Below are 26,084 nucleotides of genomic sequence, written 5' to 3'. Positions count from 1 at the left end.
CCGCCGTGCCGGCCCCGGTATCGCGAGTGCGCGGGGCCGGCACGGTGGCGTGGCGGTTCCTACTTCAGCGCGTACGCCCTGGTGATCGTCTGGCGCTGGCCGTTGCCGTCGGGATCGGTGATGCTCGACCGCAGCGACACGAACCGCGCACCCGCCGGGTGGTCGACGGTCGCCTTCCAGCCACCGTGATCACGCCACACCGCCGCCGGCCGCCACGTCGCGCCGTCGTCGTAGGACACCTCGACGACCGGTGTCGAGACCGTGCCGATCGCGCTGCTCCCGTTGCGCTGGACGTACACCGGGATGGTGAACCGCTTCCCGGCCGGCGCCGCGTTGTGGTGGTCGAGGTTCGGCGCGAACCTCACCCCCACCAGCGGTAGCGCGACCGCCTCCGCGCCGCTGTGCTCGGACGTGAACGTCCACTCCGCGCTGATCGCGGTGGACAACCGGTCCGACGGCCGGGTCGTGGTGGTGCGCAGGGTGTAGGACGCCCGCTCCGGCACGGCGTCGAACCAGCCCATGCCGTCGTACGGGTGCTCGGCGATCACCCGGCCGTCACGCAGGAGCGTCGTCGTGCCGGCCACGTCGAAGCTGAAGTTCATCCGGCCCCGGCCCTGGTCGGTGGCCGTCGGCACGGCGAAGCTGAAGCGGTCGCCGATCCGGGCGGCGAAGTCGGCCGGGCCGTGCAGCCCTCGTGGCAGCGACGGCCCGAACACGCCGACGTTCCAGCGCTCCGCGGTCGTGCGGTCGAGCGGGAAGCTCCTCGGCTCGACCTGGTACGTGCCCGACACCGCTTGACCCGACTCGTCGATCTCGGTGAAGTCGCCGTCCCACGGCACGTCCGGCGTGTAGTACTCGGTCAGCGCGCCGGGCAGCGGCAGGGGGAGGAACGACTCCCGCAGACCGGTCCGGCCGGACGTGGCGACCGCGTGCTCCGAACGCACCTTCGCGAACTGCCGGTCCCGGTAGCGCCATCGCAGCGTCTCCGGCACGGTGCCCTTCTCCGCGTGCCGGACGTGGTAGAGCGACGAGCCCGTGAACGACTCGCCGTCACGCTCGGCCAGGCGCTGCTCCACGGTGAACGTGAACGCGTCGCTCCTGGTGGTGGCCGGCTTCACCGCGCCCATCTCACGGCCGCCGACGCGCATCAGGTACTGCGTCGCCTTGATGCCGCCCCACGCGGTCTCGCGCTGGAACACCACCTTGCCGTTGCCGGGCTTCGCCTTCGGGTTGTCCAGGTCGAAGCCGACCGGCTCGGCCTCGCGCGCGTCGAGGACGAGCTCGACGTCCCGGGTCAGATCCAGCGCCGGCTCGACGAACTCGGCGGTGCGGAAGTCGCGCAGCTCCGGGATCGGCAACGCGATCGTGGCGTCGAAGTAGTACTCGCCCTTCGGCAGCCGCATCCTGGCGGTGCCGGACGAGTCGTACAGCGGGAACTCCCGCGGGCGGTCGACGTCGATGAGCCGCGCCGTGTGGAAGTCGGTCGGCGCGCCGTCGAACCCGACGAACTTCACGGTCACGTCGTAGCTCTCCGGTTCGCGGTTCACCGAGATCGGCGTGCGCACCGACCGCCCGTTGCCGGTGGCGATGACCAGTCCACTGTGGACCTTCTCCTCCGAGCCGTCCCTGGTGTCGGTGGTGACGGTCGCGCCGGCCCGACCGCCGGCCGGCACGGTCAGCCGAGCGGGTTCGACCGCGAACGGCGCTCCGGTGGTCGTGAGGTCGAGCGTGACCGGCTCGGCGCCGGTGTTGGTGTAGGTCAGGGTCGTCCTGACCGGCTGGTCGTCGTCGTGCGGCCACTGGGCGATGCCGTTGGTGATGCTCGCCGGCGTCGCGGACACCGCGGCCGTGGTGGCGGCGGCGACGTCGACCCGGCCCGCGCCCTGCTCCGCGACGGTCGACGTGTCGTTCGGCCTGGCGCTGCCGACGAGCCCGGCCTTGAGCTGCTCCGCTCGCCAGTCGGGGTGCCGGCCCGCGAGGACGGCGGCGGCGCCCGCGACGTGCGGCGTGGCCATCGACGTGCCGGACAGGGCGACGTAGCCGTCACCGGCGGGGACGCCGATGCGGCCGTTCTTGGCCTTGGCCGCGACGATGCCCACACCGGGGGCGGTGATCTCGGGTTTGACCGCGCCGTCCCGCAGTCGGGGACCGCGACCGGAGAAGTCGGCGAGCCGGTCGTCCCGGTCGACCGCGCCCACGGTCAGCGCGGCGTCGGCCGCGCCGGGGCTGCCGATCGTCCCGGCGGCGGGGCCGTCGTTGCCGGCGGCGACCACGAACAGCACGCCCGTCTCGGCCGAGATCCGGTCGAGCGCCCGGGACATCGGGTCGGTGCCGTCGCTCGGCGAGCTGCTGCCCAGGCTCAGGTTCACCACGTCGGCGCCGCTGCTCGCGGCCCACTCCATGCCCGCGATGATCCAGGACTCCAGGCCGCTGCCGTAGTCGTCGAGGACCTTCCCGTTGAGCAGATTGGCGTCCGGCGCCACGCCCCGGTGCCTCGCGCCGTTGCCGGTGATGGTCGAGGCGACGTGCGTGCCGTGGCCCTGCCGGTCGTCGGCGGTGTCGCTGTCGGTGAAGTTCCGCTCGCCCACGACCGCGTCCGACAGGTCCGGGTGGGTGGCGTCGATCCCGGTGTCGAGCACGGCGACCGTCGTGCCCTGCCCGGTGTGGCCGGCGGCCCACGCGTCCGGCGCGCCGATCTGCGGCGCCGAGTGCTCGACGCTCGCGCGGACCGGCCCGTCGAGCCAGACCCGCTCGGCCTGGCGCGCGGTGGCCCAGTAGGCGGGCGACCGCTCGACCGAGACGGCGGCGGCGCCCATGGCCGGCAGCTCGCGGCTGACCCGGGCGCCCGCCGCGCGCGGGGTGGCGCCCGGGTAGTCCACGATCAGCGGCAGCCGGTCGCGGGAGGCGTCGTCGTAGCCGGTGCGGGCCAGCTCGGTGACGTCGAACAACCGCGGGTCGAGCGTCCCGCGCGCCAGCGCGAGCGCGGCGTCCTCGGGGATCACGTGGATGTCGCCTTGCACGTCCGTGCGGAGGTGGAAGGTGAGGTGCTCGCGGCCCTCGGCGGGACGCACCTTCGCCCCGTCCGGGCCGCCGAGCGCGACCTCGTCACCGGTCAGCAGCGTCACGGTCGGCCCCACCGGCGTGAACGCGCCAGGCGCCGCGACCGCACCCGGCGCGTTCACGGTGGCCGGCGCCACCACACCGGCGGCGACCGCCGCGGCGAGCAGAGCCCGTCTGTAGATCATCAGCCCTCCAGCTTGGACCCGACGACACGTCGCCGGTCGACACTTCCGGTCCATGCCCAAACGCGGCAGACCCCCGTTCCGCTGCACGCCGGCCGGAACCGGTTCGGCGGCGAGTCGCCCATCGCATCCGGGATGCCGGCCGGCACGCCGAGGTCGTCGACGGGCACCACCGCCCTCGACCCCGCCGCGTGACGGCTGCGCGCCTCGGTCCCTCGTGCTGTGGCTGCGCGCCGACGCCGCAGCGTGACGGCCGGTGGGCCGAACCGTTCGCCGGGGCGGCCGGTGATATTCCCGGCGGAGGCGGCCACCCGGTTGCTACAGTTCGCCGGCCGGCCGCGGGACTTCGGTGCGACTTCCGGAACCCGCCTCTGAAGCGATGATTCGCTGCTCGTGCCCCCATTCCCCGGCCGGCCCCGACACCACTCCCGGAGCAGACGCATGGACGCCCTCACCGCCGACGACATGATGATGTTCATCAACGCGGCGACGACGTCCACGTCCCAACGCGAGTTCCACGGCGGCGCCGACGACCAGCGGCTGTCGCTGGACTTCCTGCACGACTACGTGATCGGCAACTACCGCGACCTGTACGCGGCGGCCCTCGCGCTGGACATCAACGACCACAACGCCGCGCTGATCGTCCGCAAGCTGCTGGAGACCACCGGCGACGCCACCGCCGGCCAGCGGCGGGTCGAGGGCGGGCTGATCGCCCGACGGCTGCGCACCCTGCCGCCCCAGCGCGTGTACGACCTGTTCCGCGCGTTGCGCCGGGCACGGGTGAACAACCGGCGCACCCGCGCGATCATCCGCGAGTGGGTCGCGGCCCGCCCGGACCCGACGTTCGACGCTGTCAAGTACCGCACCGCCCTGAAGGGCGCGCTGCGGCACGCGCACGTCGCGCCGGACGGCGAACTGGGCCCGTTCCTGTTCACGTCCGGCCACCACCCCCGGTACCGCACCCCGCTGCTGGAGACGTGGCGGCGCGCGCACTACGAGCAGGCGTCGGTGTACGAGCTGCCGTACACGGTGGCCGAGGGCTTCGCCGCGAAGCACGGGATCGACCGGGCGACGTTCCTCAAGCGCATCGAGCCCCGGATGACCAGGCTCGAACGGTTCCGGTTGCAGGAGTCCGCACGGCGGGACAAGGCCGCCGTGGCGGTCGACCTCGCGTCGATGCCGCTGACCCGCCTGGCCTCCTACGTCCTGTCCCTGCCGGTGCCCGTGCGGGTCGAACGGCGGGGCGAGCTGACCGGGGCGCTGCGCGCGGCGGCGGTCCGGGCCGCCGGGCCGGCCGCGGGCGGGTGGGGTCGGGTCGCGGCCGTGCTGGACGACAGCTTCTCCGCGTCCGGCTCCACGCAGAAGCGCCGCCGGCCGTTGGCGGTCGCGCTGGCGTGCCACTACCTGCTGGCGGAGTTGGCGGCGGAGTACGTCCCGTTGTGGACGTCGGGGCGCGCCGACGCCCTGCTGGCCCGCCCGCACGGCATGACGCCGCTGGGCGAGCGGGTGCTCGACGCGCTGGAGCACGCGCCGGACCGGCTGCTGATCGTGTCCGACGGCTGGGACAACGCGCCGTACGGGCTCGCGTCGGAGGTGTTGCGGGTGTGGCGGGCGAAGCTCGACCCGGAGCGCCGGGTGGTCGCGGTGCACCTCAACCCCGTGTACGACGCGGGCGACTTCGACGTGAAGCGGCTCTCCCGGTCGGTGCCGACCGTCGGCCTGCGCGATGCGGAGGACGTGCCCGCCCTGGTCGAGTTCGCCCGGTTCACCGAGGGCCGGACCGGGTTCGCCGACCTGCGGGCGCACTTCGACGCCCGGGTGGCCAAGTTCCTGCAGGAGGGGTGACGTGCAGCTCGACCTGACGGGGCTGACCACGCGTGCGGCTCAGGTGTGGGGCGGCGTCCGGCTCGTGCCGTTGACGCGGGACGAGCCGATCACCGGCCTGCGGCTGCACGACCGCGTCTACGGGGACGACCCGGCGATCGTCGAAGTGGGCCCGCGCACGCACTACGCGTCCTACATCCCGCACGGTTTCGTGGCGACGTGGACCGACGACGACACCCCGGTCGCGACGTACGGCACGCAGCTGAAGCGGGGCGCCGCCGCCACGGGGCCGCCGCCGCACGGGATGCGGCTGCGCATCCACCGCCGGATGGCACGCCGGGTCGAGCGCAACCGCTTGCGGTTCCTGCCCCTGCACGTGGCCGTCGAGGGGTACCTGGCGCTGCACTTCGGCGGCCCGGAGGTGGTGTGGGAGGAGTGGTCGCAGCGCGCGATCCGCCGCGGCCTCTCGCCGCGCGTGGAGGAGGCCTACTCGGGCGCCGAGGTCGAGGGCCTGGCGGACGCGCTGAAGCACTTCGAGATCCACCCGGGCCAGTGCGGCGTGCTGGTGTACGTGGCCGACGCGCTGGCGGCGGCGTTCGTCGTCCCGCACCCGGACGACTACCGGGCGCTGCACGCCACCCTCGTGCAGGACATGTACGGCGAGCTGATCCACTACTACGCGACCCTGGCCACGCCCGCGCCCCGGTTCGACGTGCGGCTGCCGGACGACGTGGCGTCGTTGGCCGACCTGCGCGCGGCGGCGGCCCGGGAGCAGGCCGAGTGGGCCCGCTTCCACGACCTGACGATGGCCGCCGGGCTGCTGGGCGAGAGCTACGCGACGAACCGCGTGTACCGGATGGGCGACTACACGCTGTCCCGCTTCCTGCCGACCTTCCGCCTCAAGGAGGAAAACCACATCGGCGAGCTGATCACCGCTCGCGACGGTCGGACGGCGTACCTGAAGACCTTCCGCCTCTCGGAGGCCCAGATCCGCCGCGGCCACCTGCTGACCACCCTGGCGGCCCACGACTGGCACCTCCCGACCGCCGCGAACGCGCTGCGCGTCACCGAGCCGCAGTTGGGCCTGCGCCTGCAGGCGGCCGGGTTCGGCGCGCTGCTCCGCGAGGACGTCCTGGCCCGCTACCGCGCGGGCTGACCGCCGGGGTCAGCGCCAGCCCAGCGCCGGGGCGACGTGGGTGAGGACGTCGTCGAGCAGGTGGGTGTTGTAGTCGACGCCGAGCTGGTTGGGCACGGTCAGCAGCAGCGTGTCCGCCTCGGCGATGGCCTCGTCCCCGACCAGCTGCTCGACGAGGGCGTCGGGTTCGGCGGCGTACGTGCGACCGAAGACCGCCCGGGTGTCGGCGTCGAGGTAGCCGATCTTGTCGGTGCTGCCGCCGTCGTCGCCGAAGTAGGCGCGGTCGAGGTCGGTGGTGATCGCGAAGATGCTGCGCGAGACCGAGACGCGCGGCTCGCGCGACCACCCGGCCTCCGACCAGGCCTTGCGGAACGCCCGGATCTGCTCGGCCTGCTGGACGTGGAACGGCGCGCCGCCCTCGTCGTTCTTCAGGGTCGAGCTCATCAGGTTCATGCCCTGCTCCGCCGCCCAGACCGCGGTGCCGTTGGAGCCCGCGCCCCACCAGATCCGCTCGCGCAGGCCCGGCGAGTGCGGTTCGACGCGCAGCAGGCCCGGCGGGTTGGGGAACATCGGGCGCGGGTTGGGCTGGGCGAAGCCGTCGCCCTCCAGCACGGTCAGCAGCACCTCGGCGTGCTTGCGGGCCATGTCGGCCTCCGTGTCGCCCTCGGCGGGGCGGTAGCCGAAGTAGCGCCACCCGTCGATCACCTGCTCCGGCGATCCCCGGGAGATGCCGAGCTGGAGCCTGCCGCCGGCGAGGAGGTCCGCCGACCCGGCGTCCTCGGCCATGTACATCGGGTTCTCGTAGCGCATGTCGATCACGCCGGTGCCGATCTCGATGCGCTCGGTCCTGGCGCCGATCGCGGCCAGCAGCGGGAACGGCGAGGCGAGCTGCCGGGCGAAGTGGTGCACCCGGAAGTAGGCGCCGTCCACGCCGAGCTCCTCCGCGGCCACGGCGAGGTCGACGGCCTGCAGGAGCGCGTCCGACGCCGACCTGGTGCGCGAGTGCGGCCCGTCGGACCAGTGCCCGAAGGACAGGAATCCGATTTTCTTCACGCCCCGTGGAACGCCTCGGCGAGCTGATTGATTCCTCAACTACTCGTGGCGACCGACCCGGCACGAAGTGCGGCAACCGCCGTGGCGCGGGTCTCAAGCAGGTTGGGCGGTGGCCAGGTCGGGCGCGAGGAAGTCGAGGACGTAACAGCCGAGCGAGCCGTCTTCGGCGCGGCCGAGCCACACCGGGTTCGCGCCGTCGCTCCAGCCCTTCACGATGATCAGGTCGGTGCCCTCGGCGGACAGGGTGCGGTACGGGCCGTCGCCGCTCATGGCCGTCTCGATCTCGGCCTCCTGGTACGCCGCCACGCCGGTGTGGTCCACCAGCGCGAGGGTGGCCGTGTCGACCGGGTTGCCGAAGAACTCGCCGTCGCCCAGCGCCAGTTCGTGGTCACCTTCGAGCAGGGCCAGGTGCCACGAGGTGACGGGCGCGTCCGTGATCGTCACCCGGCACGCGGCGGTCGTGGTCGTGCCCGTGCCGTCCTCCACCACCTGGAACACGTCCACCGGGTACTCGCCGGGCGGCGCCGTCGTGGCCAGCGGGGTGGAGCCGTCGTCGAGCCAGGCGGGGTCCGCGACGACCACCCTGCCGCTGGGCAACCTGATCGTGCCGACCGGGAGCCGCCGGACGGTCAGGGCACGGCCGTCCTCCGTGCGGAACCGCGCGCCCTCGGTGACGGTCTCGGCGATGTGGCGCGGTCGCAGCGGTCGCGGTGGGCGCCACGGGAAGTGGGTGGGCACGACCGCGGGCCCGGGGCGGGCGGTCGCGGGGCCGGTCATCCCGGCGAGGCCCGGCCAGCCGTCGACCGCGGGCACGGCGACGTCCTCCGGCGGCGGCGCCGACTCCGGCCAGTTCGACCCGTCCGACCAGTCGCGCGAGGTCTGCAGCGTGCTGCCGTCCGACTGCACGGCGGTGATCCCGATGGTTTTGATCGCCGCGGTCGCGTCACGGCGGACCCGGGCCCGGAACGTCGGCTGGTCGCCGTCGAACTCCGGCGCGTGCGACCCGGCGTAGTTCCAGGTGCGGACCTCGAACAGCCGCAACCGCCCGTCCGGCCAGCGCCGGTACGCGACGCCCCGGTACCTGCGGCCGTCGGCGTCGACGTGCCACAGCTCGGCGTGGTGCTCCGCCCAGCACACCTCCACCACCGCCCGCGCCGTCCCGTCGACGAGCAGGACCACGGCGTACTGGCCGCCCGAGGCGTCCTGGGCGCGTGCGACCGACTCGGACATCGGCGACACCGGGGCACGCGCGCCGGCGTCCCACCCCGCGCAGTACACGACCTCCACCGGCCGGTCCGTCGGCGCGGGCACCTCCGCCACCGGCAGGTCGTCCAGGTCGGGCCCGACGCCCAGCGGTCGGTCGCCCGGCTCGCGGACGTTCGCCAGCGCCAGGAACCCGCCCGCCGTCATGACCACGAGGCCGCCGGCCAGGAGCACCGTTCGTCGGGAGAGGCGCGTGCCCGTCCCGTCCCCTTGCGTCGGCGGGTTCACGGATCGCGACCTTACTGGACGGCCCCGGTAACGATGACCCAGCCGGCGCCGATGCGGATGCGCGCATTTCGTGGACGTCCCGTGTCCATTCCGCGCCCGTGCCGGCGGCGGTGCCCCGCAATGCCGAAGTTCGTTGCCCAGCGCCGGCTCGGCTGCTTGTCCTGCGCGGGACACGGGGATTCCTGCTGTCGCTCCACTTTGACCTGGGGGATGGTTTGCGGACTTTCCGTGGCGCTGGAGCCTGCGCCGCCGCGCTGCTCGTCGCGACGACACTGGTGGCCGGTGCGCCCGCCGCCGCGGCCGCGGAGCCGCCCGCCGCGCCGTACACGGCCTTCACGACGCACTTCGAGGGCTTCGGCTACATCGACGGGAGCTTCTCCTACGAGGCGTCCCGCAGCACGATCCGGGCCTTCCAGCAGAACGCCAACGGCTACGCGTTGACGATGATGGCGTCCACCACCGGCCACCACCACAGCTTCGACCTGTCGCCGCCGAACGGGACGCGGTTCGAGGCGGGCCGGTCGTACCCGGCGAAGACCGGCTTCTACACGTCCGACTCGATCACGGTGTTCAACGTCGGCGGCGACGGGCAGGGGTGCGAGGGAGCGGCGGCGACCTCCGGCACGGTCAACGTGCACGAGGCCGCCTACGACGAGGCCACGGGCCGGTTCACCGCGTTCGCGGCCGACTACCTGATGCACTGCGACGGCACGACCCGCACCGCCAGGGGCGAGATCCGGTTCCAGTCCGGCGTCGGCTACCGGGCCACGGACAGCCCGGACTACCGCTCGCAGTTCGGGCGGCAGCCCTGGGGTGAGCAGGGCACGTCGACGCAGGTGCCGGTCGAGGTGAACGGCACCGTGCCCACGACCTTCGGCGCGGCGTCGCTGACGGGCCCGAACCCCACCGCCTTCCGGATCACGGCGAACACCTGCTCGGGGAACACCCTCTCCCACGGTCGGACGTGCGCGTTGACCATCACGCCGACGGCCACCGCGGTCGGCGCGCAGACGGCGTCGCTGACCCTCCTGGAGGACTCCGTCGCGGGCAAGGTCAGGCGCCTGCTGTCGTTGGAGGGCTTCGACGCGCGCGGCGACCGGGGCACGTTCTACCCGCTCACGCCCTACCGCGTGCTGGACACCCGCTCCGGCCAGGGCGCGCCGCGCGCCACGGTCGACTCGGGCCAGACGGTGCGCCTGCAGCTGACCGGCCAGGGCGGGGTGCCGGTCGAGGCGTCGACCGTCGTGCTGAACGTGACCGTCACCGAGCCCTCCGGCCCGGGCTACGTCTCCCTGTACCCGACGGGTGTCACCCGTCCGACCGCCTCCTCGCTGAACTACGGGTCCGACAGCACCGTGACGAACTTCGCGGTCGTGACCGCCATCCCGTGCTCCGACTGCGGCAGTGGCACGGGTGCGCCGTCGATCGGGGTGTACACCAGCCAGGACAGCCACGTCATCGTGGACATCGTCGGCTTCTACGACGACAGCTCGCTGGAGGGCGGGCTGCGCTTCGAGCCCGTCGTGCCCAACCGGATCGCCGACACCCGCGCGGGTCAGGGCCGGCCGTCCGCGCTCGGCCCGGCCACCACCGCGACCGTCGTCGCGCCGGAGCCGCTCACGGGTCCGGACGTCTGGGCGTTGGCCACCAACGTCACCGCCGTCCAGCCGACCGCGCCCACGTTCCTGACGGTGTGGCCGGCGGGCTACAGCGGCGTCGGCCGTCCCAACACGTCCAACCTCAACCCGTCCGCCGGTGCGATCGTGCCCAACGCCGTGCAGACGATGATCGGCCCCCAGTGCGGGTTCCACGTCTACAACAACCAGGGCTCGAGCCACGTCCTGGTCGACGTCGTGGGCACCTTCTACCACGACCCGCCGCCGTCGACCGCTTCCGCTTCCACCCGCGGGCACGTCGCCCAGGGGCAGGTGGCGGCCCCGAAGGCGGAACCCCTGAACGGGCCCCAGCGCGCGTAGGCAAGGCACCTCCGCCGGAAGCCGACTGTCCGGTGTGGATAATCACGTCCACATCGGACAGTCGGCTCTCGGCGGTGTGCGCGGCACCTGGCGTGAAGGCCCGCGCTGTCCCGCCGGCGGGATCCGGGGCCCGGATCAGGCCACGGCGACCGTGATCGCGGCGGTGTGCACGGTCCCGCCGTGGGCGAACTCCAGGAACAGCCGGTACTCGCCGCGGTCGGCGAACGTGGCCTGGAACGTCAGCTCGCCGTCGACCAGCGGCACGCCCAGGGGCTGGACCGGGTGCAGGTGGGTGGCCGACAGCAGCATCGTGTGGAAGCCGGTCATGTGCCCGTAGGAGCCCAGGTGGGGTTCGAGCGCGCGGACGAGCGAGCCGTCGGGTGCGCGGATGGCGAAGCGCAGCTCCTGCGGCCGCATCGGGGCGGGTCGGGCCGGCTCGTCCACCCGCGTCACGGTGAACCCGGTCGCGGTCACCGCTTCCGCGGCGGGCGCGGGCACCGGGACCAGGGTGGTGTCACCCGGCACGCTGAACGGGACGCCGAGCACCACCGGGTGCCGGGGGTCTTGGGTGTCGAGCGGGACGAACTCGGCGAACATGCGGTATGCGCCGCCGTCGTCCAGCCGGACGTCGACGTGCCACGTGTCGCCGACCAGGGTCGGGTGCACGTGCTGGAAGACGTGCATGTCGTCGCGGATCACGAAGAAGTGCAGCTGCTTGGTCTGGTTGTCCAGGAAGCGCGTGCGCGGCAGCCCGTCCGGGCCGAGGATCCGGAACGCGACCGGCACGGCCGGGCCGCGCGTCGACGGCACGGTGACCCGCTCGAACCGGTAGCCGCTCTCGGCTTCCGACAGGCCGTCGCTGTGCGCGGCGGGCACCAGGTCGGCCGCCCGTTGGTGCGTCGAGTGCGCGGGGCTTGCCGGGGTCCGGAACAGCGCCAGCGCGCCGGCCAGCACGATCGCGACGGCCAGGACGGCGAACACCCAGTCGGTGAGGCGCAGGTTGCGCATCATCACTCCTCACGTCCGGCAGGACGGCGGCCCCGTGCGCGGCGGGTGGCCGCGCACGGGGAAGGGCACGTCAGAGCTGGAGGCGCCGGGCGTCGAGCGGGCCGACGCCGTCCTCCGCCGTCACCTGACGACGCCGAGGTTGGGCTTGACCACGACCAAGCCCTGCTCGATGCCGTTGACCAGGACGATGCCGCTGGCGAAGTAGGGGTAGTTGCTCCACGCCCCGTTGAACCGCGCCGCGTCGCCGGCCGGGTAGATGTCGAAGTAGCCGACCTCGGTCAGCCGGGCCGAGGCGACCTGGCTGACGTCCAGGATGCGCAGACCCGCCTGGTAGTTGGCCTGGTAGGAGTACCGGCCCTTGACGTACTGGTTGTGGTCGATCGCGGTGGCCGGCGAGCTGTAGGTGCCCGTGTGCACGGGCGAGGAGAGCTTCGCCAGGTCCCAGATGTAGGTCTTGGTGCGCTTGTCGGTGCTGCGGGACTCGTCCAGCTCGTCGTCCAGCAAGAAGTACCGCTGGTCCTCGGTCAGCCAGCCCTGGTGCGAGTACTGCGCGCCGGAGTAGGCGGTGCGGGCGAGCTGCACCGGCGAGGACTTGGTGGTCACGTCGACGATGGTCAGCGTGTCCTCGTTGGAGTTGAAGCAGATCTCCCGGCCGCGGTGGGCCTGGTCCGGGCCGCGGTAGACGACGCACTGGGTGTCGTGGGTGTAGCCGTCCTGCGACACGCACCCGGCCTGGGTCGGCGACTTCGGCGTCCGGATGTCGACGATGTGCGGCCCGCCGCGGCACGTGTTGGAACCGATCGCGTAGGCGTAGCCGGTCTCCTCGTTGATGGCGATGTTGTGCGCCGGGCCGAAGCCCCTGTACAGCGCGTCCGCGGTGAACGTCTGCGGCGTGGTGACGGTCCGGAGCCTGGTCAGGTCGAAGACCTGCATCCCGTGGCCGCTGATGGCGTCGGCCACGATGAACGCGTGGTCGCGGTACACCTTCATGTCGCGCCAACTGCTGCTGCCGCCGTTGGACGGCAGGTTGCCCAGGTACCGGGGCGAGGTGGGCGTGCTCACGTCGACGAACGCGGTGCCGTTGGTGCGGCCGACGATCGCGTACTCCTTGCCGGAGGACGGGTCGGTCCAGCCCCAGATGTCGTTGCCGTTGCCGCCACCGATGGAGGCGAGCGGCAGCACGCTGAGCAGGTCCACGTTCTTGCAGGGGTAGATGTCGGCCTTGCCGTTCGCGCACGGCACGCCGGCCGCGGTGCCGACGACGGCGTGCCGGTCGGCAGGCAGGTGGTCGGTGAGGAAGGCGCGGACCGCCGCCTGTCCTTCAGGGGTGTCGGGGTCGTGCGCGGAAGCCGCCGTCATGGACAACGCGACCATGGACGTGATCAGCACCGCCAGACCCGTCATGCGCAGGATCTTCATCGGAGTAGCACTCCTCCCGGAAATCCCGGACCGCTGGCACGCGGCCGGGAGCAGGGTTTTCCGATCACCTCCGACGTTAGGAGGTTCGGCGCACCGGGAAAACCTCCGATCGTCTGTACTCCGGCACGGCGTCAGCGCGTCGTCTGACGACGTTCTGCCCGGCCGCACGCGGGTTTCGCGGCCGTGCCCGGTGTGACGCTCGTCTTAGCCGTGCGAAGTGCGAATGCTTGCCGAGCACGGGGTTCCGCACAGACACTTCACCTGCTTCAGCGCCCCTGCTGCTTGCTTCGACAAGGGCGGCGACCCCCTGATCGGGTGGGAGGAGGTCGTCGCGGTCACGGCGACCAAGTACCGGTGCGGTAAGCACGACCAGACCTCGGGTTCGTCCCGCAGGGCGGGCCGAACGCCGGTGAGGCGTTCGCGGAACTGGGCAAACTGATCTTCGACCCGACCGGGTGCGTGGGGTCCGGCGCCAGCGCCGGCGGTTGCGCCATCGGGCTCGCCGGCATCCTGCCCGTGGGCAAGATCCTCAAGGGCGTCAAGATCGCCGGCGAGGCCCTGCAGTCGGCGGTGAAGGCGTGCCACAGCTTCGTCGGCGAGACGTCGGTGCTGATGGCGGACGGCTCCACCAAGCCGATCTCCGAGGTGCGGATCGGCGACCGGGTGAAGGCCACGGACCCGGAAACGGGCGAAACCACCGAGCGCGAGGTCACCGCGACGTTCGCGCACGGCGACGAGGGCAACGCCCTGGTCAAGCTGACCGTCACCGCGCAGGACGGCTCACAGGGCACCGTGGAGGGCACGTCCTGGCACCCGGTGTGGCTTGTCGAGGAACAGACGTTCGTCAACCTGGGCGACCTGAAGCCCTGCCAACACCTGACCGCCGCCGACGGCTCCTCACCGATCATCACCGCCGTTGAGGTCCACGCCTGCCAGGAAAACCGTCTACGACCTCACCGTCGCACCGTCCACACGTACTATGTACTCGCAGGTCAGACGCCGATGCTTGTCAACAATATGGGACGCTCGTCTGACGACGACATAGTGACGGTTGGCCGCTGGAGGTCACCGGGAGAGCACCGGGCGATGGTGGATACGGGAATGGTTCAACGCGGCGGCGGGTTCACCTACATCGTACAACCGGCGAGTAGGGGCGCATACATTTCCGCATGGCCGGGCTCGGTGTACGTCGAATTCGACGTACGGAGGTCATCGCTTATTTCGGGTGGTCGGCCGGGCGACTTCAAGATGGCGGATTCCGACACAATGTATGGTCGGTTGGCGGCGAAGAAGGGCAACCCGGTGCCGCAATTGCCGGAGGCGAAGAAAATCAAGCTCGGAGGATGGGGATGTCTTTAGGAAGCGGGCTGGGTGGAGGGCGCCCGGACATGGATTTCCTTGGAAGCTCCCAAACTTGAGAGCTTGCCGGCCACTTCGAATGTCGAAGTATCCCGTGACGGGCACGACCCCATATCCGTCAGCTGGATCCTGGACGGTGGTGGTTTCATGGCGCAGGTGGTGCTCTGGGAGAGTGGTGAGTTCGAGTCGGACCTTGCCGATGTGGAGACCGGTCAAGTGCAGGTGAGGAGTGGTCGGATAACCTCCACGGGCGAGCTCGAATCCCTGCTCGGTTCTGCTCGCGATTGGGTCGTGCGCAGTTCCTGAACGGCACCGCTGCGCCTTGGCAAGCCTGTCTGCCGAGGTAGCCGCGTGGTTTCGGTCGGCACTCGATCAAGCGGAGGGGTGCGAGCCGGGGGGTGAAGGTGACGCCGAAGGTGAACGGGAATGAGATTCACTACGTGATGAATCGCCTGACCGGTCAAATCGGTGACTTCAAGTTCAAGGGTTGACGGATGCGAGTCGTTTGCACCTTCGATAAAGGATCGGACCTTGCGCGGTCACGGTTCGATGCAGGTTACTCCCCGGCGACGGAGTTTCACCTCACGGTCGGTGTGGAGTACGATGTGCACGCCATGGTGTTGTGGGAGTCCGGCCTGGTCATCTTGGTCGTCGACGACACGGATCTGCCCCGATGGCAACCGATCGAGTTGTTTACAATCGTCGACCGACGAGTCTCGGCTCAATGGGAGTTTGGCCTCGGAGACCCCGCAGACATGGTCAAGGCACTCTGGGGGCATCCGAGTCTCATTGGAGATCCGGACCACCATGATTCGCTTTCCGGGTTGGTTCCAGGCGCGCTGGAAGTATTTCGATCGGAGACTGGTCGACGAATGGACGATTGATCTTGGGGTGGCGGACCGACGGGGGTTGTGTGCCTTATCTTCACCGGGCCTCTGATCGAGTACGAGCCGTACATCGTCTTCCAGCCCCGAGGTGGTCGATGAACGAACAAGCGACGAGCGCCGCGATCCTGGCGATCGCCGGCAACTTCGCGGTGGTGTAGGTGCCGAGCAGGAACTTCCCCGCGGTGGCGGTTCAGGGGGACTCGTTGAAGGTCCTGCAGGACACGCTGAAGGAGTTGGCCGAGAACCTGGATTCCGGTGACCTCGACGACGCCCGGTTCGCCTTGGACGAGGTCGCAAACATCATCTCGGAGATGGTCTCGACGTACGAGGACGCTTCACGCGACGTCGGGTTCACGCTTCCCTATCGCGTGTAGGGACGGGGTGGGGTCGGTCGAAACGATCGGTCCCGCCCCGCGTCCGCAACCGCGGACTGGACTGAGGCGTGGTCGGACGGCCGGACGGTCAGGTCTGTCGGTGGCGCTGGGAACCTGGCCGAGGTGATCGCGCATTTTCGCGCTTTCGTCGAGGCCGGACTGTTGCGTTCGAGACGGTGTTCGCCCGAAGGAGGGGAAGGATTGCTGTGATTAGGAGCTCAAGTGATCCCGGTGATGTGCCCGAACGTGGTCCGCGCCAGGCTATTCGGATGACCGTCGAAGAGTTCGAGGTGGTGTACCAGGTCACCAAGGATCTCCATAGCGTGCCCGAAGAGCGTCTGGTCCGGATCGGGTTGGGGTTGGACGATGCTCTCCGGCTGCGGCAGGCGGCCCGGTCGATCAGAGTGCGCCTGGATGAAGCTCCAGCGGTCTGCATATGGTTGGGGGAGGGCGTTTCGCCGGAGGTAGCGGCCAAAACGGTCACGGTCACCGAAGGTGCAACGTCGGTGCGGGAGATTCAGGGGATGGTGCCTGCTTCTCTGGCGGGGAGGTGGCACGCCCTTGTCGAGGCGGTTATCGCCTCACTGGGGCCCCGGGAGCTCTACCTTCGTACGGGTTACGACGAAAAAGAAGTCCGGGAAGCTGCTCAACGACTTGTGATCGACCCGTAGGGCGTCGCGGGGCCGGCCTTCCTGGTGGTCGATGAGCAGTGGTTGGCGACCTCGCTGCTCTCGGTGGTCGTGTGAACCTCGTTGAAGGGATTGTGTTGGAAATTCGGATTGAGGAAGTGCTCGACGCGGAATCCGGCTGGGTCCGCTTCCGGTCCGGTGGCACGTCCGCGAGGGGGTGTTGGGTCGAACCTGGAGAGGTTCCGGTCGGGCGGGATCTGCACGTCGAGTTGGAAGTCCCCGAGGAGGGGATCATCTCGGTCCGTCCGGTCTCGGGTCCGGTGCGGCACGCGGTGGCGGAGGACGGTGATGTGGTGGTCATCGTCGGGTGCGTTGAGAGAGTCGATGTGGACGGTGTCATCTCAGCTCGAGTAGGTGATGACATCGTCCTGCTCGAAGGGGTCGGGCCGCTCGCCGGCGCTGTGGAGGGCACGTATGTCGAGTTGAGGGTTCGGGAACTGAAGCTTTATCCGGTTAACCTGTAGGAGGCGGTGCCGGGGTGCCGGCGGTGATCGTTGGAGGTGCGGTGCAGGTCGGGGAGTACGTCGTAGAGATCACGAAGCTGCTCGAGGAGTCGCCTGTCAGTACGCCTTCGGTCATCGTCGACGTGCGCGATTTCCTGAAGGTCGGCGAGTACGGCCTGGCGTTCCACGTGATGTGCTCGTGGATTTACGAGGACGAACTGCCGATCAGCGCGGAATTCCATCGGAGGCTGGTTCGGCTGTCGGAAGAACTGGACTCCCGTGATCTTGTCTTGAACATGGCCGAGCTCATTTCCCACTAGTGTGGGTGCATAACTGCGACCGGAAGCTGCGAGGGCTCGTATGGCTGAAGGGCTGAGCAAGGAGCTGATCATCAGCCCTCGCGGCGAGCGTTTGCGCGAGGAGTTGGCCGACGCGGCCGGTTGGAGCTCGTATGCGGCGGAACTGCGCCAGGTGCTCGGGGTGGTGGTCGAGCGGAGCGGCGCCGACGTGCTGGAGGTCGGCGAGTTGCTGGTGGCTGAACCGCTTCCCGTCGAGTACCTCGGCCTTCGCAACGGTGCGAAGGTCGAGACCTCGCCAGCGGTTCACCTGGTCGAGGAAATGGTTGCCGGGTGCGGGCCGTATTGTCAGCTCGTTGCCCCGGGGCGGCTTCAGATCGAGTCGGGGTGGGATGGGGCCGTCCACCTCTACACGACACGAGCGGTAGCCGCGGATCTGGCCGGGCTGCACGGCCAGGCCGCGGTTCTCCAGTGGCGCGACGCGGCTCCTGAGCCCGTGGAGATCTCGAAGCCCGTCGACGCGGTCGCGGATGAGGGTTTCTGGGCGTCAGTGGCGGAGGCCGGTGATCGCTTCACCTTGTTGTGCGAACGTTGGGCGTACGGCGCTTACGGGTGCAGGTGGTTCCGCGTGACTCGGGAGAACGCGGCCGAACTGGCCCGCCTCGTACGACCACGTTCTCTGGTCTGCGTGGCAGTCGAGCCGGAGTTGCAACCCAGGCCCGAAATCCTGGAGGACGACTTCACCGCCTTCACGGCTCCGCTACCGGCCGGCGAGTTGACCTACCGAGCCTATCCCGGTGGGGCCGATACGCTCTCCGAGGTCACGGGCGAGGGTTTCTCGCTCATGGTGGCGGGCCGGGTGATGGGGGACTGGTGCGCCGTGGTCCCGGACTCGGACGGCGTGAACAGGGCGCGGTGGGAGAGCCCGGCGGGACCGTAGTCCGACAGCGGAGCCGCTGAACTGAAGCCCCGCCAGGTGTGTTGTGCGCCTGTGGGCCAGGCTTCAGGTTGCCGCCTTGGCGTAGCGGCGGGCCAGGTGGGCGAAGGCGTCCTTCAGCTCGGGCGGCCCCACGACCTCGATGTCGGCGTCGAACCGGCCGATGGCGGCGGCCAGGGCGGGCCACGACCACGAGCCCAGGGTGACGCGGCAGCGGTTCGGGGTGAGGTCTTCGACCACGCCGTCGTGGACGAACGGTGACACCTCGGTGGCGGGCAGGTCGAGGATCACCTCGCCGTGGCACGGCCAGCCGCCCGAGCCGTCGGAGCCCGAGAACCTGGTGGCGACGAACGCGGCCACGTTCTCGGCGGGCAGGTCACGCGGGGCGAAGCGGGGGCCGGTGGGGGTGCGCGGGGTGATCCGGTCGGCGCGGAACGTGCGCCAGTCGTCGCGGTCGAGGTCCCAGGCGACCAGGTACCAGCGGCCGCCACGCGTGACGAGGTGGTGCGGCTCGACGCGGCGTGGTGGAGGTGCGGTGAGGTCGGGGGCGGTGCCGGGTGGGGTGGCGTAGTCGAAGCGCAGCACCTCGCGGGCGTGGATGGCGCCGCTGATCGCCATCAGCACGTCGCTGTCGACCTGCGGCGCCGCGACCCGCTCCACCGCCGTGACCTGGAGGGTGTCGATGCGGTGGCGCAGCCGTGCGGGCATGACCTGCCGGACGGTGTTCAGCGCCCGTGCCGCCGCCTCCTCGATGCCGACGCCTGTGGTCGTGGCGATCCGCAGTGCCACCGACAGCGCGACGGCCTGCTCGTCGTCGAACAGCAACGGCGGCAGCTGCGAGCCGACGCCGAGCCGGTAACCACCGTCCGGACCCTTGGCGGTCACGATGGGGTAGCCGAGCTCGCGCAGCCGGTCGACGTCCCGCCGCACGGTGCGCGGGCTGACCCGCAACCGCTCCGCCAACAGCGCCCCCGGCCAGTCCCGACGCGCCTGCAACAGCGACAGCAGCGACAGCAGTCGGGCTGAGGTCTTCGGCATGCCTGCCATTCTGCCCGACAGTAGAGGACACAACCTGGCCTCTACCCCTGCGACTGTTGCCCCACATCCGGCTTCAAGTCGAAATGAGGAACGACCTTGTCCGTCACCACCACCGCCCACCTGAACTTCCGCGGTGACGCCCGCGCCGCCCTGGAGTTCTACCGATCCGTCTTCGGCGGCCAACTCGCCGTCGTCACCTACAAGGACGCCGGCAACGTCCAGGACGAGGCCGAGGCCGACCACGTGATGTGGGGCCAGGTGCTCGGCGAGAACGGCTTCCACGTGATGGCCTACGACGTGCCCTCGCGGCTGGCCTACGAGCAGGGCGAGAACTCGTTCTTCGTCTCCGTGCGCGGCGAGTCCGTCGAAGAGGTCACCGGTTACTGGGACCAGCTCTCCGACGGGTCGACCGTCGTGATCCCGATGGGCCCGGCGGGCTGGGCTCCCGCCTACGGCATGCTGCGGGACCGCTTCGGCGTCGTCTGGGTCGTCGACGTCGTCACCGAGCACAACGCGTAACCCGAACACGGGGTGGGCACGCGACCGCCCACCCCGTGACCGAACCCGACAGGACACCACCACGATGACGGTGCTGGAGACCAAGGCGCTCAACCGCGCGACGCTCGCCCGGCAACTGCTGCTGGCCCGCGCCGACCTACCGGTGTCCGACGCCGTGGCGCACCTGTGCGGCATGCAGGCGCAGGAACCGCAGGAGCCCTTCGTCGGCCTGTGGTCACGGCTGCGCGCCTTCGACCCGACCGCGCTCGACGACCTGGTGACCGGACGCCGCGTGGTCCGGACCCACCTCATGCGCCGCACCGTCCACCTCGTCACCGCCGACGACGCGCTGGCGTGGCGCGCCCGGCACGGCCCCATGCTGCGCCAACGGGTGCTCGGGGTCTACCGCCGCGAGTTCGAGGGCGTGGACCTGGCAGAACTCACCACCGCGGCACGGGCCGCGCTGGCCGACGGCGAGCCGCGCACGATGCCCGAACTCGGCCGGACGCTCGCCGCACGGTGGCCGGCTGTCGGACCGCGGGCGCTGGGCGAGATGGGGATCGCCGCCCTCCTCCCGACGGTCCAGCTGCCACCGCGCGGCTTGTGGCGCAGGAAGGCCGGTGCACGCACGGTTCTGCTCGAATCGTGGCTGGGACGCGACGTCGACCCACCCGCACCGGACGGCTCCGACCCGGTGGGGGAGGCGTTGGCGCTGCGCTACCTGGCCGCGTTCGGGCCCGCCACGGTGGCCGACCTGCGCGCCTGGTCCGGCCTCTCCGGGCTCCCGCGCGCGGTGGCCGCGATCCGCGAGAGGCTGATCGCCTTCCGCGACGAGCACGGCCGCGAACTGCTGGACCTGCCGGACGCCCCGCGCCCCGACCCCGACACCCCCGCCCCGGTGCGGTTCCTGCCCGCGTTCGACAACGCGATCCTCGGCTACCACGACCGCCGCCGGATCATCGACGACGTCCACCGCGGCTTGTCGGTCACCGGCGCGCGCGTCGTCCTGGTCGACGGTCGGGTCGCCGCCACGTGGACGGTCGAGGCGGGCACGGTGGCCGTGACCCCGCTGCGCCACCTCTCGCCGGCCGAGCACGACGCCGTCACCGAGGAAGGACGGGAACTGGCGTCATTCCTCTCCGACGACGACGGCGGCAAGGGCAACGGCGACTGCCGAATCGGCCGCTGACGCGGGGGCGCGTCGTCACCGGATCCTGCCCTTCGGCTTGAACACCGACAGCGCGGTCGCCACGAGCAGCACGACGACGGCGGCGGCCGCGTCGACCGTGACCTGCCACCGCATCCCGGCCAGGTCGTCGGTGAGCGCGACCGCCTCGGCCAGGTGACCGATCGGCCGCATGTGCACCAGGAGCGCCGCGGTGGCCAGCACGTTGATGAGCAGCTTCGCCACCACCCAGTAGTGCCGGAACAGGCCCCACGGCGTGCCCCACGCCTGGATCAGGCCGGTGACCAGCGAGGCGAAGCTCAGCGGGACGATGACCGCCCAGCCGATCGGCTCCAGGACGACGTACGCGGCACGGGCGAGCCGGTCATCGGCGGTGGTCATCCCGGTGGTGGCGAGCACGAGGAAGCACGCGACGGCCCCGAGCCAGCCCACCGACGACGTGACGTGCGCGGTGAGCGCCGACTTCCGCAGGGTCGGGTTCACGGCGTGTGGCCGCCGAAGCCGTTGCCCGTCAGGTGCACGACCACGAGCGCCAGCACGAGGGCGATGACGACCACCCCCGAGATCCGCACCCACAGCGGTGCGGCCACGTCGTCCTCGCCGGGTGACTCGGTCATGTCTCCTCCGAAGTGCCGTCCGGGCTTTTGCGAGACACTATGTCCGGCAAACGACGATCTGTCCACAGGTCGGTATGCTCCCGGCGTGCCCAGGCTGTGGAGCGAGACGATCGACACGCACCGCCGCGAGGTGCACGCCGCGATCCTGGACGCGACGGCGGCGCTGGTGGCCGAGCACGGGCTGCTGGGCGTGACCATGTCGCGCATCGCCGAGCACGCCGGCATCGGGCGCGCGACGCTCTACAAGTACTTCTCGGACGTGAAAGCGATCCTGGGCGCCTGGCACGAGCGGCAGATCGCCGCGCACCTCGGTCGGCTCACTAGTGCCCGGGACGGTGCGCCGAGCGCTGACGAGCGGCTCGAAGCGGTGTTGGAGGCGTTCGCCCGGATCTCCCACGAGGCACGCCCGCACGACGACCCGGAGCTCGTGTCGTTCCTGCACCAGGACGAGCACGTCCTGCGGGCCCAACGGCACTTGCACGAACTGGTCGCGGAGCTGGTGGCCGAGGGCGCGCGTGCGGGCCGGATCCGGGACGACGTGTCGCCGGACGAGCTCGCCGACTACTGCCTGCACGCCCTCACGGCCGCGAGCCGCCTGCCGTCCGAGGACGCGGTCCGCCGGCTGGTCGTGGTCACGCTCTCCGGCCTGCGGCCCGCTCCTCGGACGACGTCGACCACGTCACCGGACGAGTAGGCGAACACGAGCGCCACAGTGATCGACCGGGCACCTCGCGATGTCGGGTTCGCGATCAGTCCTCCTCCATCAGCATCACGATCCAGTCGCCGTGCGCTCCTTCCGGCACGACGCTGATCTCGACCGGCTGTCCCAGGACGAGGCCGGCCCCGTCGTGACCGGCGCCGCCGGTGACACCGCTGAACCCGTACCCGTAGTTGCTGGCATCGGCGATGGTGTCGTCGCCGACCAGCACGCGGAGGCGGCCGGGTGAGCCGTTCCACAGGTGCATCGAGGACAGGCCGCGCCACGGGACGACGACTTTCTGCGGCTCGTTCGGGTCGGCCGGGTCGGCACGCAGGACGATGTCGGCGTCGTCGCGCACGAGCTGGTCCACCCGCACCGGCTTCTCCGGCGGTGGCGGCAGCGGGTACTCGGTGACCGGCACGTGCTGCCCGACGGCCAGGCGGACCGCGACCCCGTCCGGGGCCTGGCCCACCGCGGGTGTCGTCGTCCCGCCCGGCAGCTCCGACATGTGCCCGAGCACGGTCATCCGCACGACGGACTCCCGCCCCGTGCTCAGGTTCCTCGCTACTTCCTCGTCATCGATCGAGGTCGCACCGTCCTGGCACACGGTCTGCTCCACCTCCTTCCCGTCGATCGTGAGCGACACGCTCAGGGCGGCCTCCTCTTCCCCGTTGGCGTGCTTGTCACCGATGGCGCAACTGAAGATCAGCGTGATCTCGTCGGGAGCGACGGTGGGCGTGAACCTGATCACGACCGGCTCGGGTGTGCGGCTCCAGGACTGCGCGAGGACGCGCGAGGTCAACAGGTACTCGGGGAACGGCTCCGGGCCCGCGGGTCGGAAGTCGGGCATCGACGGCCTCGCCACCAGCGCTCCGCCCACCAGGGCCAGCACGGCGCACGTGACCGCGACGAACGCCCGACGTCGCCGTGCCTTGCGGACCCTGGTGCGCAAGGGTGTAGACGGGGTCGACCCGGACCATGCCGGCGACCATCGACGTCGAGCCCGCCATGGCCGCGGGAGTACCGTCCGGGGTCTCCCGGAACGTGTAGCGCTTCTCGGCGTACCGCGAGGCCGCCCAGGTGTCGGCGTCCATCGAGGGTGCCTCGCCGACGGCGGCGACGAACTCGCTGCACCAGCGGATGACCTGCGCACGATCGGCCGCGCCCGCGACGCGCCCCCGGCCCGCCGGGACCGGCTCCGGCGGGGTGAGCGTGCCCAGGCGGTAGAGGCGGACCGGTTGGCCGGGTGCCGGCGCCGCGCCCGCGTGCCGCCGCCACGCCTCGGCGAAAGCGGCGGCGGTATCGTCCACCGCGGTGACGCCGGTGAGGGGGAGACCGAGGCCCGCGAGGTGGGCGGCGAGGCCGTCGGCCTGCTCGGGGGAGAGGACGGTGAGGCTCAGGCGGTGGGTCGGCCGGCGGTAGAAGACGGCGCGGACCTCGCCACCGTGCTCCAGCCGGCCGAGCACGGTGCCGTCCGCCCCGCCGGCGCGCAGCTTCTCGGTCACCGTCAACGACGTGGTGTGCAGGGCGGGGCGCGAGCGGAGGAAGTCCCCGGCCCGGCCGAGGAAGTCGTCGACGTCCTCGGTGAGGTGCCAGCAGTCCGAGCGCATGCTTCTGATCCCCGATGTGCCCGGCGAGCACCGGAACGGGTCGCCCCGGGTCAGAACAACGTCGACCCCTGGCACGGCGAGGTCGTCTGCGGGATGTGCTTGTCCTTGTCGGCCACGCCCTTGAGGTGCTTGTCGAACTCGACCGCCCAGTGGTCGTTGATGAACTCGGTGATCGTCCGGTTCAACTCCTCGCACAGGCGGGGCCGGTCGTTCGGGATGCCGACGCCGTAGCTCTCCTGGCCGATCACGACGGTGCTCACGTCCTGCCACGGAGCCTGGGAGTCCTGCTTCCGGTCCTCGGCGAACGCCTGGAGGATCGACACGTCGGTCGACACCGCGCGCCCGCTGTCCCGGTTCTCCAGGAACTGCCGCATGCACGCCACCAGCGACCGCTCCGAAGTGGGCCGCCAACCCAGCTCGGTCAGCCGGGCGTTGCCGGTGGTGCCGCTGGAGGTGCAGACCTCGCCGGGCGGGATCTCCTCCAGGTTGGAGACCTTCTGCCAGGTGAAGAAACCTTGCTGGTCGTAGTAGTAGGGCCCGGCGAAGTCGATCTGCTTCTCACGCTCGGGCGTGATGGAGAAGTTGGCGATCACCAGGTGGACCGGCCCGCCCGGGAAGTCGTCGGTCAGCGCGCGGATCCGGTCGTCGCGCTCGGTCAGCTCGACGTACTCGATCCGCTCGACCGCCCGGTACCGCTTGGCGATGAACTCCGTGAGCGCCACGTCGAACCCCTCGCGGGAACCGTCGGCCCGCACGTTGTTCCAGCCGGGGTAGCTCTCCTTCAGCACGCCCACCCGCAGCACCCCGGCCAGGTAGTCGTGCGGGTCCTCCTCGCGGCTGAACCAGTAGACGAGGCTCACCACCAGCAGCGCGGCGGAGGTGAACGCGAGCGCGATCTTCAGCCGCCGCATCCTGGTCCGGCTGTCCGGGTCGTGCCTGGTGTCACGGGCGCCGTAGGTCATCATCAGCGGCACCAGCACGGCCGCGACGTTGATCGGGATCACCACGATCGCCGCCACGTCGCCGCCCCACTGCGGGTTCGCCAGCAGCCACACGGTCAGCGACATCGTGGCCAGGGTGATCGGCAGGATCCAGTACAGCTGCCCCCGCAGCGAGAACGGGGCTAAGTGGGCCGTGCGCCCGCGGTCGTCGTCTTCACTCATGTCAGGCACCCCTCGCGTTCATCACCGCGCCACCCCTGTGCTCACCCCATGTTGTCAAATCGCCGCGACGGGTGAGAGCGGTCGACCGGACCGTGACGTGACGACCGCTCCGCGTAGGGCGGGTCCGTGTCAGCGGCGGTGTCAGGGTCGTGTCAGACGTGTGACAGGCGGCCTGCCGATAGTTGCCGACATGAGTTCAGCGATCGAAGTTTCAGGACTGCGGAAGTCGTACGGGGACCACGTCGTCCTCGACGGCGTCGATTTCGACGTCCGGGCCGGGACGATCTTCTCCCTGCTCGGTCCCAACGGTGCGGGCAAGACGACGACCGTGAACCTGCTGACCACGTTGGCGAAGGCCGACGGCGGGACGGCGCGGGTGGCCGGCCACGACCTCGCGACCGAGGCCAAGGCGGTCCGCGCGGCCATCGGCGTCACCGGCCAGTTCGCGGCCGTGGACGAGGTGCTGACCGGGTACGAGAACCTGGAGCTGGTGGTCGACCTGAAGCGCGGGGGCGCGGACCGGCGGGTCGTCGAGGACCTGCTGGAGCGGTTCGACCTGGTCGAGTCGGCGCGCAAGCCCGCCTCGACCTACTCCGGCGGCATGCGCCGCAAGCTCGACCTGGCGATGACGCTCGTCGGCGACCCCCGGATCATCTTCCTGGACGAGCCGACGACGGGCCTGGACCCGCGCAGCCGCCGCACGATGTGGTCGATCATCCGCGACCTGGTGGCCGACGGCGTGACCATCTTCCTCACCACCCAGTACCTCGAGGAAGCCGATCAGCTCGCCGACCGGGTCGCCGTGCTCGACCAGGGCCGCCTGGTCGCCCAGGGCACTCCCGACGAGCTCAAGCGCCGCCTCCCCGGCACGCACGTCCGGCTCCGGTTCGCCACCGCCGCCGACCTCGACGCGGGCGCCCGGCTCTTCACCGGCGCCACGCGGGACGACGAGGCGCTGGCCCTGCGCGTGCCGAGCGACGCGGGGACCCGGTCCCTGCGGGCGCTGCTCGACCGGCTCGACGAGAACTCGCTCAGCGCCGAGGAGCTCTCCGTCCACACCCCTGACCTCGACGACGTTTTCCTCGCCCTGACGGGCCACACCGCGGAGGCCGCCAAGTGAGCGCCAAGTCCCCTTCCAC

At 70.9% G+C, this 26,084-nt stretch carries 25 protein-coding genes; 14 read left to right on the top strand and 11 right to left on the bottom strand.

Translation table 11 applies throughout. The features are described from left to right. Positions 1-59: 59 nt before the first annotated feature. Positions 60-3,245 (bottom strand): S8 family peptidase, encoded by a 3,186-nt coding sequence (locus AB0I91_RS02215; protein WP_499634805.1) that lies wholly within the window; start codon positions 3,243-3,245, stop codon positions 60-62. Between the two features lie 438 nt (positions 3,246-3,683). Here AB0I91_RS02215 and AB0I91_RS02210 point away from each other — a divergent pair, with 438 nt between their 5' ends. Both AB0I91_RS02210 and AB0I91_RS02205 read left to right on the top strand, forming a co-directional pair. Further along, the gene (locus tag AB0I91_RS02210) at positions 3,684-5,087 is read left to right on the top strand and encodes a hypothetical protein (protein WP_498782878.1); all 1,404 of its coding nucleotides are present in this window, start codon (positions 3,684-3,686) and stop codon (positions 5,085-5,087) included. Between the two features lies 1 nt (position 5,088). Next, positions 5,089-6,222, top strand: coding sequence for an ARPP-2 domain-containing protein (locus AB0I91_RS02205; protein WP_498782880.1), 1,134 nt, complete (start codon positions 5,089-5,091; stop codon positions 6,220-6,222). 9 nt (positions 6,223-6,231) lie between these two features. Here AB0I91_RS02205 and AB0I91_RS02200 read toward each other — a convergent pair whose 3' ends face one another. After that, positions 6,232-7,254, bottom strand: coding sequence for an LLM class flavin-dependent oxidoreductase (locus AB0I91_RS02200; RefSeq protein WP_498782882.1), 1,023 nt, complete (start codon positions 7,252-7,254; stop codon positions 6,232-6,234). A gap of 93 nt (positions 7,255-7,347) precedes the next feature. Continuing rightward, the gene (locus tag AB0I91_RS02195; protein WP_499634892.1) at positions 7,348-7,851 is read right to left on the bottom strand and encodes a DUF4241 domain-containing protein; all 504 of its coding nucleotides are present in this window, start codon (positions 7,849-7,851) and stop codon (positions 7,348-7,350) included. 1,109 nt (positions 7,852-8,960) lie between these two features. On the opposite strand from AB0I91_RS02195, the gene AB0I91_RS02190 reads away from it, so the two are divergent. After that, a complete protein-coding gene (locus AB0I91_RS02190; protein ID WP_499634801.1) occupies positions 8,961-10,721 on the top strand; it encodes a hypothetical protein in 1,761 nt (586 codons plus the stop codon). Positions 10,722-10,856: 135 nt separating this feature from the next. Here AB0I91_RS02190 and AB0I91_RS02185 read toward each other — a convergent pair whose 3' ends face one another. Together AB0I91_RS02185 and AB0I91_RS02180 are read right to left on the bottom strand one after the other, a co-directional pair. Beyond that, entirely contained in the window at positions 10,857-11,729 is an 873-nt protein-coding gene (locus AB0I91_RS02185; protein WP_498782892.1) for a DUF8832 domain-containing protein, read from the bottom strand. 120 nt (positions 11,730-11,849) lie between these two features. Then, positions 11,850-13,148: a choice-of-anchor B family protein gene (locus tag AB0I91_RS02180; protein ID WP_498782894.1), complete on the bottom strand. Its 1,299-nt coding sequence runs from the start codon at positions 13,146-13,148 to the stop codon at positions 11,850-11,852. A gap of 516 nt (positions 13,149-13,664) precedes the next feature. On the opposite strand from AB0I91_RS02180, the gene AB0I91_RS02175 reads away from it, so the two are divergent. The 7 genes from AB0I91_RS02175 to AB0I91_RS02145 all read left to right on the top strand — a co-directional run bounded on the left by AB0I91_RS02175 (position 13,665) and on the right by AB0I91_RS02145 (position 18,136). Then, positions 13,665-14,507, top strand: a complete 843-nt coding sequence (locus tag AB0I91_RS02175; protein ID WP_499634798.1) for a Hint domain-containing protein — start codon at positions 13,665-13,667, stop codon at positions 14,505-14,507. A gap of 12 nt (positions 14,508-14,519) precedes the next feature. Then, the gene (locus tag AB0I91_RS02170) at positions 14,520-14,813 is read left to right on the top strand and encodes an immunity protein TriTu family protein (RefSeq protein WP_499634795.1); all 294 of its coding nucleotides are present in this window, start codon (positions 14,520-14,522) and stop codon (positions 14,811-14,813) included. A 739-nt stretch (positions 14,814-15,552) separates the two neighbouring features. Continuing rightward, on the top strand, positions 15,553-15,768 hold the full coding sequence (locus AB0I91_RS02165; protein ID WP_499634792.1) for a DUF6959 family protein: 216 nt from the start codon (positions 15,553-15,555) through the stop codon (positions 15,766-15,768). Positions 15,769-16,037: 269 nt separating this feature from the next. Beyond that, complete coding sequence (locus AB0I91_RS02160) at positions 16,038-16,439, top strand: hypothetical protein (protein WP_499634789.1); 402 nt, start codon at positions 16,038-16,040, stop codon at positions 16,437-16,439. 71 nt (positions 16,440-16,510) lie between these two features. Continuing rightward, positions 16,511-16,921: a hypothetical protein gene (locus tag AB0I91_RS02155; protein ID WP_499634786.1), complete on the top strand. Its 411-nt coding sequence runs from the start codon at positions 16,511-16,513 to the stop codon at positions 16,919-16,921. Positions 16,922-16,935: 14 nt separating this feature from the next. Continuing rightward, the gene (locus AB0I91_RS02150; RefSeq protein ID WP_498782905.1) at positions 16,936-17,220 is read left to right on the top strand and encodes a MafI family immunity protein; all 285 of its coding nucleotides are present in this window, start codon (positions 16,936-16,938) and stop codon (positions 17,218-17,220) included. Positions 17,221-17,260: 40 nt separating this feature from the next. Continuing rightward, complete coding sequence (locus AB0I91_RS02145) at positions 17,261-18,136, top strand: hypothetical protein (RefSeq protein ID WP_499634783.1); 876 nt, start codon at positions 17,261-17,263, stop codon at positions 18,134-18,136. 63 nt (positions 18,137-18,199) lie between these two features. Here AB0I91_RS02145 and AB0I91_RS02140 read toward each other — a convergent pair whose 3' ends face one another. After that, entirely contained in the window at positions 18,200-19,171 is a 972-nt protein-coding gene (locus tag AB0I91_RS02140; protein ID WP_499634780.1) for a helix-turn-helix transcriptional regulator, read from the bottom strand. Positions 19,172-19,267: 96 nt separating this feature from the next. Here AB0I91_RS02140 and AB0I91_RS02135 point away from each other — a divergent pair, with 96 nt between their 5' ends. Then, positions 19,268-19,690 carry a VOC family protein gene (locus tag AB0I91_RS02135; protein WP_498782911.1) on the top strand — a complete coding sequence of 141 codons (423 nt, stop codon included), beginning with the start codon at positions 19,268-19,270 and terminating at the stop codon, positions 19,688-19,690. 64 nt (positions 19,691-19,754) lie between these two features. Further along, positions 19,755-20,858, top strand: a complete 1,104-nt coding sequence (locus tag AB0I91_RS02130; RefSeq protein WP_499634777.1) for a winged helix DNA-binding domain-containing protein — start codon at positions 19,755-19,757, stop codon at positions 20,856-20,858. Positions 20,859-20,873: 15 nt separating this feature from the next. Here the strand turns inward: AB0I91_RS02130 and AB0I91_RS02125 are convergent, their stop codons facing one another. Further along, complete coding sequence (locus tag AB0I91_RS02125; protein WP_499634775.1) at positions 20,874-21,338, bottom strand: DUF2269 domain-containing protein; 465 nt, start codon at positions 21,336-21,338, stop codon at positions 20,874-20,876. After that, complete coding sequence (locus tag AB0I91_RS02120) at positions 21,335-21,472, bottom strand: hypothetical protein (protein ID WP_498782917.1); 138 nt, start codon at positions 21,470-21,472, stop codon at positions 21,335-21,337. The genes AB0I91_RS02125 and AB0I91_RS02120 overlap by 4 nt, the downstream gene beginning before the upstream one ends. Positions 21,473-21,557: 85 nt before the next feature. On the opposite strand from AB0I91_RS02120, the gene AB0I91_RS02115 reads away from it, so the two are divergent. Further along, entirely contained in the window at positions 21,558-22,166 is a 609-nt protein-coding gene (locus tag AB0I91_RS02115) for a TetR/AcrR family transcriptional regulator (protein WP_498782919.1), read from the top strand. A gap of 55 nt (positions 22,167-22,221) precedes the next feature. Here the strand turns inward: AB0I91_RS02115 and AB0I91_RS02110 are convergent, their stop codons facing one another. The 3 genes from AB0I91_RS02110 to AB0I91_RS02100 are packed head-to-tail and all read right to left on the bottom strand — an operon-like array spanning position 22,222 to position 24,945. Further along, entirely contained in the window at positions 22,222-22,818 is a 597-nt protein-coding gene (locus tag AB0I91_RS02110; protein ID WP_499634772.1) for a hypothetical protein, read from the bottom strand. Between the two features lie 37 nt (positions 22,819-22,855). After that, a complete protein-coding gene (locus AB0I91_RS02105) occupies positions 22,856-23,782 on the bottom strand; it encodes a GNAT family N-acetyltransferase (protein WP_499634769.1) in 927 nt (308 codons plus the stop codon). Between the two features lie 50 nt (positions 23,783-23,832). Beyond that, a complete protein-coding gene (locus tag AB0I91_RS02100) occupies positions 23,833-24,945 on the bottom strand; it encodes a transporter substrate-binding domain-containing protein (protein ID WP_498782923.1) in 1,113 nt (370 codons plus the stop codon). 190 nt (positions 24,946-25,135) lie between these two features. On the opposite strand from AB0I91_RS02100, the gene AB0I91_RS02095 reads away from it, so the two are divergent. Continuing rightward, positions 25,136-26,065, top strand: coding sequence for an ATP-binding cassette domain-containing protein (locus AB0I91_RS02095; protein ID WP_499612314.1), 930 nt, complete (start codon positions 25,136-25,138; stop codon positions 26,063-26,065). Positions 26,066-26,084: the final 19 nt, after the last annotated feature.

The organism is Actinosynnema sp. NPDC049800 (assembly GCF_040656635.1).
Taxonomy (GTDB): Bacteria; Actinomycetota; Actinomycetes; order Mycobacteriales; family Pseudonocardiaceae; genus Actinosynnema.
This window is presented reverse-complemented; position numbering and strand designations above follow the sequence as displayed.

Excerpts from the sequence above, each read along its gene's own strand:
- AB0I91_RS02100 (WP_498782923.1), bottom strand. The coding sequence starts at position 24,945 with ATGAGTGAAGACGACGACCGCGGGCGCACGGCCCACTTAGCCCCGTTC.
- AB0I91_RS02130 (WP_499634777.1), top strand. The coding sequence starts at position 19,755 with ATGACGGTGCTGGAGACCAAGGCGCTCAACCGCGCGACGCTCGCCCGG.
- AB0I91_RS02215 (WP_499634805.1), bottom strand. The coding sequence starts at position 3,245 with ATGATCTACAGACGGGCTCTGCTCGCCGCGGCGGTCGCCGCCGGTGTG.
- AB0I91_RS02120 (WP_498782917.1), bottom strand. The coding sequence starts at position 21,472 with ATGACCGAGTCACCCGGCGAGGACGACGTGGCCGCACCGCTGTGGGTG.
- AB0I91_RS02210 (WP_498782878.1), top strand. The coding sequence starts at position 3,684 with ATGGACGCCCTCACCGCCGACGACATGATGATGTTCATCAACGCGGCG.
- AB0I91_RS02145 (WP_499634783.1), top strand. The coding sequence starts at position 17,261 with ATGGCTGAAGGGCTGAGCAAGGAGCTGATCATCAGCCCTCGCGGCGAG.
- AB0I91_RS02105 (WP_499634769.1), bottom strand. The coding sequence starts at position 23,782 with ATGCGCTCGGACTGCTGGCACCTCACCGAGGACGTCGACGACTTCCTC.
- AB0I91_RS02140 (WP_499634780.1), bottom strand. The coding sequence starts at position 19,171 with ATGCCGAAGACCTCAGCCCGACTGCTGTCGCTGCTGTCGCTGTTGCAG.
- AB0I91_RS02185 (WP_498782892.1), bottom strand. The coding sequence starts at position 11,729 with ATGCGCAACCTGCGCCTCACCGACTGGGTGTTCGCCGTCCTGGCCGTC.
- AB0I91_RS02160 (WP_499634789.1), top strand. The coding sequence starts at position 16,038 with ATGACCGTCGAAGAGTTCGAGGTGGTGTACCAGGTCACCAAGGATCTC.
- AB0I91_RS02095 (WP_499612314.1), top strand. The coding sequence starts at position 25,136 with ATGAGTTCAGCGATCGAAGTTTCAGGACTGCGGAAGTCGTACGGGGAC.
- AB0I91_RS02180 (WP_498782894.1), bottom strand. The coding sequence starts at position 13,148 with ATGAAGATCCTGCGCATGACGGGTCTGGCGGTGCTGATCACGTCCATG.